11 protein-coding genes are annotated in these 12,475 nt (G+C 61.5%); 5 read left to right on the top strand and 6 right to left on the bottom strand.

What is annotated here, in order from left to right; translation table 11 throughout:
• Positions 1-60 precede the first annotated feature (60 nt).
• The 5 genes from ACZK08_RS10130 to ACZK08_RS10110 all read right to left on the bottom strand — a co-directional run bounded on the left by ACZK08_RS10130 (position 61) and on the right by ACZK08_RS10110 (position 6,862).
• Positions 61-3,201, bottom strand: coding sequence for an efflux RND transporter permease subunit (locus ACZK08_RS10130; RefSeq protein WP_033835136.1), 3,141 nt, complete (start codon positions 3,199-3,201; stop codon positions 61-63).
• Positions 3,198-4,712, bottom strand: coding sequence for an efflux RND transporter periplasmic adaptor subunit (locus ACZK08_RS10125; RefSeq protein ID WP_005413406.1), 1,515 nt, complete (start codon positions 4,710-4,712; stop codon positions 3,198-3,200). Before ACZK08_RS10125 ends, ACZK08_RS10130 begins: the two co-directional genes overlap by 4 nt.
• On the bottom strand, positions 4,709-6,007 hold the full coding sequence (locus tag ACZK08_RS10120; protein WP_238381452.1) for a TolC family protein: 1,299 nt from the start codon (positions 6,005-6,007) through the stop codon (positions 4,709-4,711). Before ACZK08_RS10120 ends, ACZK08_RS10125 begins: the two co-directional genes overlap by 4 nt.
• A gap of 79 nt (positions 6,008-6,086) precedes the next feature.
• On the bottom strand, positions 6,087-6,482 hold the full coding sequence (locus ACZK08_RS10115; RefSeq protein ID WP_005413404.1) for a hypothetical protein: 396 nt from the start codon (positions 6,480-6,482) through the stop codon (positions 6,087-6,089).
• Between the two features lie 137 nt (positions 6,483-6,619).
• Complete coding sequence (locus tag ACZK08_RS10110) at positions 6,620-6,862, bottom strand: heavy-metal-associated domain-containing protein (protein WP_224482004.1); 243 nt, start codon at positions 6,860-6,862, stop codon at positions 6,620-6,622.
• A gap of 315 nt (positions 6,863-7,177) precedes the next feature.
• Here ACZK08_RS10110 and ACZK08_RS10105 point away from each other — a divergent pair, with 315 nt between their 5' ends.
• The 5 genes from ACZK08_RS10105 to ACZK08_RS10085 all read left to right on the top strand — a co-directional run bounded on the left by ACZK08_RS10105 (position 7,178) and on the right by ACZK08_RS10085 (position 11,468).
• Complete coding sequence (locus tag ACZK08_RS10105; protein WP_223224794.1) at positions 7,178-7,471, top strand: BPSL0761 family protein; 294 nt, start codon at positions 7,178-7,180, stop codon at positions 7,469-7,471.
• A 2-nt stretch (positions 7,472-7,473) separates the two neighbouring features.
• Positions 7,474-8,415, top strand: coding sequence for an SseB family protein (locus ACZK08_RS10100; protein ID WP_049401588.1), 942 nt, complete (start codon positions 7,474-7,476; stop codon positions 8,413-8,415).
• A 172-nt stretch (positions 8,416-8,587) separates the two neighbouring features.
• Positions 8,588-9,220, top strand: a complete 633-nt coding sequence (locus ACZK08_RS10095) for a hypothetical protein (RefSeq protein ID WP_021201832.1) — start codon at positions 8,588-8,590, stop codon at positions 9,218-9,220.
• On the top strand, positions 9,213-9,740 hold the full coding sequence (locus ACZK08_RS10090) for an NIF family HAD-type phosphatase (protein ID WP_021201831.1): 528 nt from the start codon (positions 9,213-9,215) through the stop codon (positions 9,738-9,740). The genes ACZK08_RS10095 and ACZK08_RS10090 overlap by 8 nt, the downstream gene beginning before the upstream one ends.
• A gap of 1,098 nt (positions 9,741-10,838) precedes the next feature.
• Entirely contained in the window at positions 10,839-11,468 is a 630-nt protein-coding gene (locus ACZK08_RS10085) for a cyclin-dependent kinase inhibitor 3 family protein (RefSeq protein ID WP_306341171.1), read from the top strand.
• A 314-nt stretch (positions 11,469-11,782) separates the two neighbouring features.
• Here the strand turns inward: ACZK08_RS10085 and ACZK08_RS10080 are convergent, their stop codons facing one another.
• A complete protein-coding gene (locus tag ACZK08_RS10080) occupies positions 11,783-12,457 on the bottom strand; it encodes a helix-turn-helix domain-containing protein (RefSeq protein ID WP_005413401.1) in 675 nt (224 codons plus the stop codon).
• Between the last annotated feature and the right edge of the window lie 18 nt (positions 12,458-12,475).

Here is a 12,475-nt window from a genome sequence, read left to right as displayed (position 1 = left end):
GACTTCTTCCATGACTGGCGTCTTTTTGTGGGGACTTACCTCAAGTGCTCAGTCTGTCTCTCATTGGTCGCCCCGCGCCGCGCGCAATCCACGTCGCCGCACTAGATAGAACGCTGCGGGAATCACCACCATAGAGAGCACCGGTGCGGTGAGCATGCCACCCAGCATCGGCGCGGCGATACGTTGCATGACCTCCGAGCCGGCACCGGCACCGACGAAAAGCGGAAACAACCCGGCCAGGATGACGGCTACCGTCATCGCCTTCGGGCGCACCCGTTGCACGGCGCCTTCGTAGATAGCCTCTTGCAGGGTAGACACATCTTCCGGCGCACCGCTGGCCAAGCGCTGCTCCCAGGCATGACGCAGGTACAGCAGCATGATGACGCCGAACTCAGCCGCAACGCCGCCCAGGGCGATGAATCCGATCATGCTGGCCACCGAAATCGCATGGCCCAGCCCCCAGATCAACCAGAAACCGCCCACCAACGCCAAGGGCAAGCTGAGCAGGATGATGGATACATCGCTAAGCCGGCGAAATACCATCCAGATGACCAGGAAGATGATCGCCAACGCCGCGGGCACCACCCATTGCAGGCGTGCCAAAGCCCGTTGCAGATACTCGTACTGCCCCGACCACGCCAGACCATAGCCGGCAGGCAAACTCACCTGGGTCTGCACCGCGGCTTGCAGTTCCTGGACCACCGATCCCAAGTCGCGATCGGCCACATCCACGTAGATGTAGCCCACCAACCGGCCGTTATCGCTCTTGAGCATCGGCGGGCCTGGGCTGATTGACAGCTCCGCCACCTGGCTCAAGGTCAGTTGCACACCGCCTGGCGCGATCAGCGGCAGATCCTGCAAGGCCTGCAACGAGTCACGCTGGCCACGGGGGTAGCGCAAGACGATGGGATAGCGTTCGCGCCCCTCGATCGTTTCCCCGATTGGATCACCGCCAACGACCGTGGCAATCAGTTGCTGGAGTTGGCCTTGAGTGAATCCGTAACGTGCAGCGATTTCCGGGCGCACCTGTACATCGACATAGCGCCCACCCGTGACGCGTTCGGCCAGTGCCGAACTCACGCCGGGCACAGTCTTGGCCACCTGCTCGATCTGCTGGCTCAGGCGCTCGATCTGCTCCACATCGGGTCCGGAGACCTTGATCCCAATCGGGCTCTTGATGCCGGTGGCCAACATATCGATGCGATTGCGAATGGGCGGGACCCATAGGTTGGTCAGACCGGGAATCTTGACCGCTGCGTCCAACTCCTGGCGTAGCTTCTGGGGGGTCATGCCCGGGCGCCATTGATCCCGCGGCTTGAAGGTCACGGTGGTCTCAAACATTTCGATCGGTGCCGGATCGGTCGCACTTTCGGCACGGCCCGCCTTGCCGAACACGTGCTCAACCTCCGGTACGGTCTTGATCATCCGGCCCGAGAGCTGGAGCAACTGACGGGCCTTGTCGGCGGACAGGCCGGGCAGGGCCGTGGGCATGTACAACAGGCTGCCTTCTTCCAAGGGCGGCATGAACTCACTGCCCAACCGGCTAAAGGGGATCAAGGTGAGCACTAGCAGCAGGCCGCTGAGCAGCAAGGTGACACCGGGATGTTTGAGGACCCACAGCAGGATGGGCCGATAGCCAGCGATCAGGATGCGATTGATGGGGTTCTGCTGTTCCGGGCGGATGCGGCCGCGGATCAGGTAGCCCATCAAGACGGGGATCAAGGTCACCGACAACCCTGCTGCGGCGGCCATCGCGTAGGTCTTGGTGTAGGCCAGAGGCGAGAACAATCGCCCTTCCTGCGCCTGCAGGGCAAAAACCGGCACGAAAGACAGGGTGATGACCAGCAAGCTGGCGAACAGGGCCGGTCCGACCTCGGCCGCCGAGCGGGCCATCAGCTGCCAGCGCTCCTCACCCTGAGGTTCCCGGCCGTGCGCCTCCCGCCAGTGCTCCAGATGCTTGTGTGCATTTTCGATCATCACCACCGCTGCATCGACCATCGCACCAATGGCGATGGCGATGCCGCCTAATGACAGCAAGTTGGCGGAGATCCCCTGGGCGTGCATCACGATGAAGGCCGCCAGGATACCCAAAGGCAGGGTGATGACGGCCACCAACGCCGAGCGTAGGTGCCACAGGAACAGCAGGCATACCAGCGCTACGACCAGAAACTCTTCGCCAAGCTTGTGGGTGAGGTTGCGTACCGCATCCTGGATCAGCTCGGAGCGGTCGTACACCGGCACCACTTCCACGCCCTCGGGCAAGCTGGATTGCAACGCCTGCAGTCGCGCTTTGACGTTCCGAATGGCCCCCAAGGCATCCTTGCCGGTCCGCAGGACGATCACGCCGCCGGCCACCTCACCTTGACCATCCAACTCTGCGATACCACGACGGAAGACCGGCCCGCGACTGATCGTGGCCACCTCGCCGAGCAGGACGGGGATGCCGTCGTTGCCGGTTACCGGCACCTGTTCGAACGCCTCCTGTGTGCGCAGGTAGCCTTCGCTGCGCACCATCAGTTCGGCTTCGCCTTGTTCGATCACCGAGCCCCCGGTAGCGCCGTTGGCCGCATCCACCGCCTCGATGAGCTCGGCCACCGTCAGTCCACGGGCCGCCAACGCCTGCGGATCGGGCTGGATCTGCCAGGCGCGCACCGCACCGCCCACACTGGCTACTTCAGCCACGTCCGGCACGGTTTTTAGCTCATAACGAAGAAACCAGTCCTGCAACGCACGCAGCTGCCCCACATCACGTTGACCTGTCCGATCCACCAAGGCGTACTGGTAGATCCAGCCCAGTCCTGTCGCATCAGGACCCAGCGCCGGATTCACATTCGGCGGAAGTCGATCGCGTACCTGGCTCAAGTACTCGAGCACTCGAGAGCGCGCCCAGTAAAGATCAGTGGCATCGTCAAACAGGATGTAGACGAATGAATCACCGAAGAAGGAGAAGCCGCGTACCGCCTTCACGCCCGGCACGGACAACATCGTGGTGGCCAACGGGTAGGTGACCTGGTCTTCGATGATGCGCGGGGTTTGCCCCGCCCATTGCGTGCGGATGATGACCTGGGTATCGGACAGGTCCGGCAGCGCATCCAGCGGCGTGTTCTTTACCGACCAGATACCGACCACCGCCAGCAGCGCGGCGGCAACCAGCACCAGCACGCGATTGGCGATGCAAGCATGGATCAGGCGCGCGATCATGGTGTGCCCTCCATCGCTTCGGACATGACCTCGCTTGCCTGGCAATCAGCGGCTGCGGCGGGGCCGAACTTGGGTACCAACTGCATATCCATGAACGGTGACTTGCCCGGCTTGTCGAAATGCTTCTCCGGCACCATCGGGTCATACCAGTACTGCACCGGGCAGCGCGGCGGCGTAGAGGTGGAGGTGTCTGGCGCGACAGGCGCCGGCTGTCTGGACGGTGACGGCACGACAGTGCGTGGTTCGTGCCCGGCGTCATGGCGCTCGTGCACACCTGATGCGCTGGCAGGGCGTGTCGGTTGTGCAGCACCCAGGCGCTCCAACGCACCGGAGAGACTGGCTTCGGAGTCGAGCAAGAACTGACCCGAGACGACCACGCGTTCACCACCGGCCAAGCCTGCCACGATCTGCGTGCGCCCTTGCACGCTACGTCCCACACTCACCCGCACTGGCCGGAAGCTCCCGTCCGGATCCTGCACGATGACCCGGCTGTCCCGCCCGGTGGCGATCAGCGCCTCCGTGGGAACGACTGGCAGGGCCTGCTCGGCGTCGGGCTGCACCAGAACCTCGGCGAACATGCCCGGCACCAGCCGACGCTGCGGGTTGCGCAGCACAATTCGCGCCCGCTGCGTGCGACTAGCCATGTCGACCTGGGGAAGCAACGCCTGGATCTGTCCGGCAAAGCGCTCTGCCGGCCAGGCACTGACCGTGGCCTGCACTGAGGTCCCCGGCCGCAAGGTGCCCAGCGCTGCCTGGGGTACCGAGGCCTCCAGCCACAACGTGTCCAGCCCATTGATCTTGAACAGTGGCGTACCGGGCATCACCGTCTGTCCCTCGCGTGCCAGGATCTCGGTCACGACACCACTGTGGTCTGCGCTAAGCACGACGCCACTTCTGGCCGAGGCGCCAGAAGGAACACCCAACGAACGCAACCGTTGTTGCGCCGCACCCTGCAGCTCACGCGCGCCCGCGGACTGAGCTTGGCTCAGGGCATGTGCTTCGGCGATGGCCGCGTTCCATGCCGGGGCCTGCACGGTGGCCAGCGTTTGACCACGACGAACCTCGGTAAACGGCGCCTTTACCTGCACGTGGGTGATCAAGCCTTCCATGCGCGCACTGATCACGCTTTCCTGGGTCAGATCCCACGTCAGTGTGCCCGGCACGCGTACGGCAGTCCCTAGTAACTCTACCGTCACTTCCTGAGTGCGTATGCCCACGTTCTGCTGCAGGCGCGGATCGATCTGCGTTCCGCCCCCTATGGCCTCATCTGCGTATTTGGGCAGCAACTCCATATCCATGAACGGAGATTTGCCCGGCTTGTCGAATCGCTGCTCCGGCGCCATGGGGTCGTACCAGTACAGCACCTTGCGTGCTTGATCTGCGACGCTCGTGCCGGGGGGCGGGGTGGTATCAGAGGTTCGAGTCATCCAGGCGTAGCCGCCGGCAAAGCCGAGCGCCAGCAACCCGAGGGCCACGGCGAGCTGTGTGAGACGCGTCTTGGTCGGGCTCATGGCGTGTTCTCCTCATGGGGTAGCAGATAGGCCAGTGCCGCCCAGGCACGGCCCTGTTCGCCCAGCAGACGGGCGTTCTCCAGGTGCAATTCGATCTCATCGCGCCGCGCTTCCAGCCACGGCTGCAGGTCGGCACCGGCGCCGTAGGCGGCCAACGCCGTGCGTGCACGATCGCGCGCCAAAGGCAGGCTCTGCGTGTTCTGGCGCTCCAACTGGCCGGTTAACCCGCGCCATCGCGCTATCGCGCGTTGCACCGACTCGGCTTGGATGCGCCGGGCCTCATCGCGCTCTGCGGACACCGCCTCCAGCTCGGCCCGCCGTGCCGCGATGCCTCGTGCTTGGCGGTTCTTCTGGAACAGCGGCAGGCCCACACCCACTTCCACCATGAGCATGTCGCTGCGCGCCATGCCGTCGGGTGCGCGCTCGCGACGTCCGTAGGTGAGCTCCACACTCCAATCCGGGCGGGTTTCGGCCACGGCCGCATCCACCTGGGCCTGGGCTAAGCTCTCGCGTGCCTCCCAGCCCAGTAGTGGCGTGTGTTGGTCCAGTTTGGCCAGCAGTTGGGTGGGCTCCAATGGCAACTGCGAAAAATCCGGTGCCGCACCACTGGCCAAGATCGCCTCTGGTGCAATACCCAACCACCGCGCCAGGCCGGCCTGCGCGGCGGCGTGCTCCGCATGTACCTGCTCCAGGCGATTGTCCAACTGCAGTAGGGCGGCCTGGGCGGCAAGCACATCACTGGCCCCGGCCGTGCCGCCTGCCAAGCGAGCACGCGCCGCACGCTCGGCTATACGGGCCGGCTCGCGCAGACCTTCCAACGCATCTACGGCTTGCTGCGTACTCCACAGCTCGATCCAGGCCAGCGCGGCCGCTTGGGCCACCATCTGCTGTTCGGCCATCGACAGTGAGCGCGCTTGCGCCAGCGTCGCTTGCGCCAACGCGTGCTCGGCACGTCGTTTCGCACGCGCAGGAAACTCCTGCATCAGACCGATTTGCTGGGTGGTCATCTCATCGGCCCGCAAGCTGAAGGCATCGGGTCCGCTGACGGGCCAGTTCGCCAGCCCCACGATCAAACGTGGGTCGGGAAGCGCGCCAGCACGCGTGGCTTCTTCGGTACTGGCATCGATCTGCGATCGGCGCACCTGCAGGGTTGGGGCGTTAGCAAGCGCCCGTTGTAGGGCTTCTGTGTAGCTGATCGGGATAGCGGGCGATGCCGCCAGCACAGGACCACTGAGCGCCAGGGCAAACACGAACCCACACGCCATCTTGCGCCTTGCACGCAAGAAGAAAGACATCTCCATAAGACCTCCGGGAAACGACAACGAGCGCGCTGCAACGCATGCAGCACGAGCACGGGTCAATCCAGGAGGGGGCTTAAATCAGCAGGCTACAGAAGCGCTGCAGGGGAGGCGGATCGGACACGCACACCGGAACATCCCGATACAACTGCGCGTGTACCGGTGGCAACAGAGCCTGCACCAGCGCGAAGGCGGCCAGCGCGGGCTGGTAAGGCACTTGAGGGGCCTTCGCATCGGCCGTGGCGATGTGATCGCGCTGGCAATGCTGGTCGCACAACGCCGGAGCATCGGGATCCGGCGTGGACATCTCTTCGCAACCGACCATCAGGGTCGCTTGTCCAGCTTCCACCGATTCCAGCGGACAGGCGTAAGCCACCAGCGCGAGTTGCTGCAGCAGCAGCGCCCACAGTCCCAGCCATGCCAGTCGGGCACGAGAACGGGGTCGCCGCCATCGCCTCAGCAGCCTCACCATGACAGCTCCCGCACGCCCGAAGCAGCGCCTGCGGACGCTGGGCAGATCAGGGCAGGGGACGTGCGAGCTCTCATGATGGCCAGTCTAGCCCTCTTGGGGCCGACTGTCATTGATCAGGATCAAGCCCTCGCGCGGACTCAGCGGTGGCATCCGCCGCAGCAGGAGGATGCGACGGCCGGGGCGGCCGGCGTACCAGCCTCAGAAGGGAGCACCGCAGCGATCACATAGCCTTGCCGCTGGATAGCCTCAACCGCCTGTTCTACGGCAAGCAGGCCCTCGATCTTGACCACGCCACTGCCCAGATCGACGTCCACCTGGGCGTGGGGGTCAAGGGCCTGAATGGCTTGGGTGACCGTTCGGACACAGTGACCACAGGTCATACCTTCAACAACGAGATTCATGGACAACCCTCCAAAAGCATCGGCGGTTTGCCGACGGCGTGACGATGAGCCTTCCCACGGTGGGAAGGTCAAACGACAGGCAAGTTGAGTGGTAATCCGTCCCGCGTTGTTGACCTTCCCATCATGGGAAGGCTCAGGCTACCTGCTCGTTCCTATTGGCCCTCACTCCATGGACATAACGCTCACTTATGCGAATTAAGTTATTGATTATATTACATTAATACAGGAATCGCAAGGTCTGTAGTTGCACCGTGCCCTGGCCGGCCACAAACGCGATAAGCTAAGCATTCCTTAGTGCTAGTCATTCTTGATGTCATGACGATGCCATCTGAGCGCACCCGCAATGTGCTGCAGGCGGGCGCGTTCCTCAGGCAGCTAGCGGCCAGCCAAGCCGTGCCTAAAGAGGTGCGGCAAGAGGCATATCGACTGCTGCGGCACTATCCAACCGTCAGCGACATCGAGGCGATTGCTGAGCACGAAGAGCGGCTGCGAGCGCTGACCCAGTCGGCCTTCGTACGACCCTACCTGAGCAGCGAGATCGAGGCGGATTGGTTCTCCGGGTACCCGCTTGGCCCTCATCGCATCTGACCATGAAGCAACCGAGCAGGCCGCGTGGAAGAGGGACTACGTCTGCGGAGACAGCGCTGGAGGCTTCCTTTGAACGGGCCCGCGACAGTGCGGCCGAGGAACGCGCATTCTTCAAGCGACTGATGGATGCGATCGTGTACGTGCATGCGCCCATCTCGGACGACGCGCAGACACTGCGGCTGGTCCAGTTCCGCCATCCTGACGGTTTCGATGCGATCCCTTTCTTTACCTCGCTCGACAAGGCGCAGGCGGCCAGCTCGTCTGCTGTCAGAATTCTGGGAGTTTCAGGCCGTGAGCTGCTAACCGGTACTCGCGGCGCGACGTTGATGCTCAATCCCAACTACGGCGGCGTTGTCCTGTACCCGGAAGAGGTTGCGACATTGTTGGATACGGGCTTTCTGGCCAGGGTGGAACGTCTGGCGCCGGCGGAGTTCGCGGTGAGACCTGCCCAGGCCGCGCCGGCTTGGCTCGCTCCGGCCATCAGCGGCAGCCTTGAGCACGCCGACTTCGTCTCGTCGGCCTATCTCCTGGAAACTCACTCGTCAGGGGGCGTCGAACAGCCTCCCGGTCTGTTGATCTGGCTGGTGGTGGACCTGGCTTTCGCCGAGCGGGCGGCTCGTCTGGTGACCACCGCCATACAGCCCTTATGCTCAGATTTGGACGTCATCATCGACTTGGCGGTCCACGACGTATCGCTGCCTTTGCCGGCGGGCTTGGATGATCCCCAGATCCTGCCCATATTTTTTCACGAGAATCAAGCCAACTTGAGCACAGCTCATCGGCCTATGAGCCCTGAAGATAAGCTACTAGCACTCCTTCCGGGATTGACCGAGGAAGAGAAGGAACGGCGGACCCGCGAGGGTATGGCCGACGTCGACGCTGGACGTACGATCCCGCACGAGGAACTACTGCAATGGATCAGGCGACGGTCAGAGCCTTCTTGAAGGTTTCCGTTGGGTCAGGAGCGTGGAAACTCTTGAATCCAATATTCAAGAAGGGCACGCGTGCCTGAGCAGTACTCCAGGAATGCCTGTGTCACGCGGCTTCTGGTTCAATCAAGCCTAGGTCTGTAATCCACGAACTGCCTGACGTCGAGGGGTGTTTCCTCGTTGAATCATGGTGTTAGAGACGATTCGGCTGTTTTTCTCACGAATCCCTGCCGACCTTCTTGAAAAACTGAACCAGACCTACCCAAACGCTTCCGTAAGGCAGGTGGTGAGAGGGCAGGTTAAGCACATCAGGGATAGCAATCCCAAGGAGATAGAAGCGCTACGACAGGAGGCCAACGATCAACTTCCTACTATCGCCGAGCTAAAGAGGGTCAGTGCGGTTGATCCAGAGTTCCGGATGGAAAACAGCTTCTTTGGGCCCAAGCCAGTCATCACCGCCCGCATCATCAACCGCTCAACACTGCCATTGAGCGAAGCGAGCTGGAATGCGGCGCTGTACATCAATGGCGATGTACAGCCTGTAGCCACGTCGAAGGTGCGCAGCGATTTCCGTTCCATCGAAGGCCTCAAGCCCGAACACCATGTTACGGCTCGATTCACTGTCGGATTCGTCAAGGGCGATAAGGCCTGGACCACCTTGGCGATTCGTCAAGCTACATCCACACGCGTCGAGCTGGAGATGATCCCTGAGACAGCAATGGACTTTACGGACAAAGCCTATCTAAGTGCCGATCTTCAGAAGCGCATTGATTTCCTTGAGAACCAACTCAAGCAAGCGAGCGAGTTCGAAGATGTCTGATGCTACCAAGCCCCGCCGGCGGATCACCCTCCGGCGGGGCTTGGTAGCGGTACCGACGTTCACCCCCGCCAAAGAGGACCATTACACAATGCGCCCGTCCATCCTCGCCTTGGACTTAGAAGGAACGCTGATTTCCAACGCTGTAAGCCAGATCCCGCGCCCGGGCCTCTACGAATTTCTGGAGTCGGCAAAGTCGCTCTTTGAGGGTCTAGTCATCTTCACCACAGTTCCGGAGCCTAGATTTCGCGAGATTGCCGACCTATTGGCTTGCGAAGGAGCGGCCCCGGGTTGGTTTGCCCGCTTGCCATACATAGACTGGACTGGGCCGACGAAGGATCTTGCCAACGTTTCCCAGCCCATCGGCTCTGCATGGCTACTAGATGATTACGCCCCCTATGTACAACCGGGACAGGAACATTGCTGGGTCCCGGTTCAACTGTTTTGTTCTCCTTACCCCGAGGACGACGCGGGACTGGACGATGCCATCGAGGCAATCCGTAAGCGACTGAACGAGTACTAGAGGGCCATCTCTTGGCCAGCGTCCAATGGGCCACAGGCTCGCCGGTCAACCAAGGTCCAGCGCTTCGTTGGAGAACCGTCGATATAGACCTGGGGGGGCGTTTACCGCGATAGAGTCCTGAGCCCCCTCAAACCATCTCATGGACCCGTGGCAGCTGGTCGGTCTACTCAGACTAGAAGCTAAAGCTGCCAACTGCCGCTAGGTTCCAGCCAGTACGCCATGCCCAGCGGCAGGAAAGTCTCCATTGCAACGTCCAGGATCAACGGCTGACGCCAACCCTGACCAGGCAAGAAGCAAAAATCCTTCCGGGCGAGGGTTCCAGCTTGCTCGCGTCCAGCTAACCAGATGCATCTGCGTTTTATCTCGCGATCAAGTGCTCGCCTCGCGGCATGCTCATCCAAACCGCTTTGTATGAACTCCGAGGCAGAATTTCGCATGCTCGCCCACAGCACGTAGCGCTTACGCCCCAAGCTGAGCGCATTCCATTCAGGCGATCCAATCGACTGAAGCCCGTCGCCTAGCTTCGGGTCCAACCGATGCTTCCGCAGAAGGTTTGCCAAGTACGCTCGAGCTTCGGTGGATGCCAGTGAAATTCCGAGATTCCGCCTCGCACTGGGCGTGCACTCAGCCGCCCACTGGGTGAGCGACCGGGTCAATGCCGACTCAAGGTTCAAGTCACTGCGAGACCACGGAGATTTGTAGGACCAAGCCAGGGGCTCATACAGAGATCTTGCGGCAAGCCGAGAACATTCGACTGGTTCGCGATGGAGGACGCGCAGCGTCGCAAGCGTGTCAAGTGCCTGCGAGGCCAACCCCTCAGCAGCTACCGGCGAACTAGCCGTTCTTGAGCGCTCTAGCGCGCACCACGCGCACGCAAGAAAGGGACCTATTGAACGAACGAAATTGTCCAGTTCTGGCCAGGGCGCGATGAGGGTCGGTTGGCTAACGACATAGGCCACACAGCCCTCAAATCGCGATACCAGTTGTCAGGATATCAACCTGCCCACAGACTGTCTATCTGACTTTCCGATATTGACCCTTAGGTGTTCTCTCCAGTTCAACGATATCTGAACATCCGATATCCTAGCCGTGCAGCGAATGAGCGGGGAGCGCCCCGGCGCACGACGCAGAACGTTACCGCATGTTGGGAGAGCCGAAATGATGCGCACCAGCGCTAGCCACCCGTTACTGATTGCAGAGTTGCCTGTTGGAGCCCATGGAGGCGGCATAGGGGTGACATTTGCGCCAGGCAAGTACCAGGAAGTCGCCATGACTGGAGCATGGGCGAGAGACCTAGATGTGGACGTCTCGGCTATTCAGGACTGGGGTGCCACTCACCTAGTCACCTTGCTTGAGCCTTGGGAGCTCAAGGACCTTCGAATCGAGAGCTTACCGGCGATAGTGGCGGGGAAGGGCATCTCTTGGCATGGACTGCCAATCACTGATGGAGCCGCACCAGACGACAGACTCCTCAAAGATTGGCTACAGCTAAGTGCTGAGCTCGTCGCTGACATGCTGAGCGGTCAAAGGATCGTGGTCCACTGCAAGGGGGGGTTGGGACGCGCGGGAACGGTCGCTGCCATGCTTTTGCTGCAGTCTGGCGAGGCCAAGCGGGCATCGGATGCCATCCACATGGTGCGGCATGCCAGGCCAGGCGCAATCGAAACGATTGCTCAAGAGGAGTTCCTAGAGTACTGGGCGCAGAGCCTTCACCCGGGCGGAGCTTGACCACTCAGGTGCGCAGTCAGGAACTCAAGGACGAGTTGCCTGTGGATCCAGAACTCGAGGGCTTCTTAGGTCTGGATCCAGAAATCGACGGCGTCTCCATAGTGGATCTTCGCGAGGGTTCAGGGCACATCAAAAATTCGCTGCCTCGAAAGCTAAGAACCTTGCTGTCGCACGAATCAGGGTCTTGTGCTGGGGCCGGACCAGCGCTATCGCTGACTAAGGCAGGGCAACCTCCAGGGACTGTACTGCGACGGCGCGATCAATAGACATCTGTCAGATGTATCGCCACCACTATCGATCTAATGAATGCTGACTCAGCCGATGCGTGCTGCCTTAGGAGTTACGATCTGACTGCACTCGTGGCCGAGGCGAAACGCCACGACGTACAGGACCGTGGCATCCATCGGCATACCTGAGCCCATCCGAATGACGACCTTACGCTGACCGTGCGACAGTGATACTCCCAGTTCCCGCAGGACCTCAATGCGCTGCTGCAGCCCGTCGTAGATGTCTAGCTTGTCGACTTCTGAATACAGGTCTTGGCAGTCGCGATACTCACGGTAGTAGTCGACCAGTGCAGCAAACTCGCTCGCCGCCTCGCGCGACAGCTCGAAAGCCGGTTCGGACAGATCCATGTCGCACGAAACGATCAGGCTGGCCAGCTCGCGCCCAGCAGCAAGCGGGGACACCGCCAGGGTGATGTAGTCGCGCTCAAACTGCGCTTGCGCCGCCTGCAGTTCCTCGTCTGTCGGCAGCGAGAAAGGCTTGTTGAGTGCATCGATGTCATTGAAATCGAAGGCGCGCGCCAGTGCGCGACGGGTGTCGAAACTGGCCGAGTCACCCTGCTCAACCCGCTGAACTGTTCGCACGTTCAGGCCCGAGATCTCGGCCAATTGTTCTTGCGACCAATGACGCAACTGGCGGAACTGGCGAATGCAGGCGCCAACCTCAGCAGCGGTAAGCAGGCGAGGCGGGGTCTTGGTGGTCATAGAAGATAACTCCGGAGG

It is taken from the genome of Stenotrophomonas sp. 112478_Sma (assembly GCF_056479905.1).
The sequence above is the reverse complement of the archived record's forward strand: the minus strand, read 5'-3'. Positions and strand labels throughout refer to the sequence as shown.

Excerpts from the sequence above, each read along its gene's own strand:
- ACZK08_RS10130 (WP_033835136.1), bottom strand. The coding sequence starts at position 3,201 with ATGATCGCGCGCCTGATCCATGCTTGCATCGCCAATCGCGTGCTGGTG.
- ACZK08_RS10125 (WP_005413406.1), bottom strand. The coding sequence starts at position 4,712 with ATGAGCCCGACCAAGACGCGTCTCACACAGCTCGCCGTGGCCCTCGGG.
- ACZK08_RS10120 (WP_238381452.1), bottom strand. The coding sequence starts at position 6,007 with ATGTCTTTCTTCTTGCGTGCAAGGCGCAAGATGGCGTGTGGGTTCGTG.
- ACZK08_RS10115 (WP_005413404.1), bottom strand. The coding sequence starts at position 6,482 with ATGGTGAGGCTGCTGAGGCGATGGCGGCGACCCCGTTCTCGTGCCCGA.
- ACZK08_RS10110 (WP_224482004.1), bottom strand. The coding sequence starts at position 6,862 with ATGACCTGTGGTCACTGTGTCCGAACGGTCACCCAAGCCATTCAGGCC.
- ACZK08_RS10100 (WP_049401588.1), top strand. The coding sequence starts at position 7,474 with ATGAAGCAACCGAGCAGGCCGCGTGGAAGAGGGACTACGTCTGCGGAG.
- ACZK08_RS10095 (WP_021201832.1), top strand. The coding sequence starts at position 8,588 with ATGGTGTTAGAGACGATTCGGCTGTTTTTCTCACGAATCCCTGCCGAC.
- ACZK08_RS10090 (WP_021201831.1), top strand. The coding sequence starts at position 9,213 with ATGTCTGATGCTACCAAGCCCCGCCGGCGGATCACCCTCCGGCGGGGC.
- ACZK08_RS10085 (WP_306341171.1), top strand. The coding sequence starts at position 10,839 with ATGAGCGGGGAGCGCCCCGGCGCACGACGCAGAACGTTACCGCATGTT.
- ACZK08_RS10080 (WP_005413401.1), bottom strand. The coding sequence starts at position 12,457 with ATGACCACCAAGACCCCGCCTCGCCTGCTTACCGCTGCTGAGGTTGGC.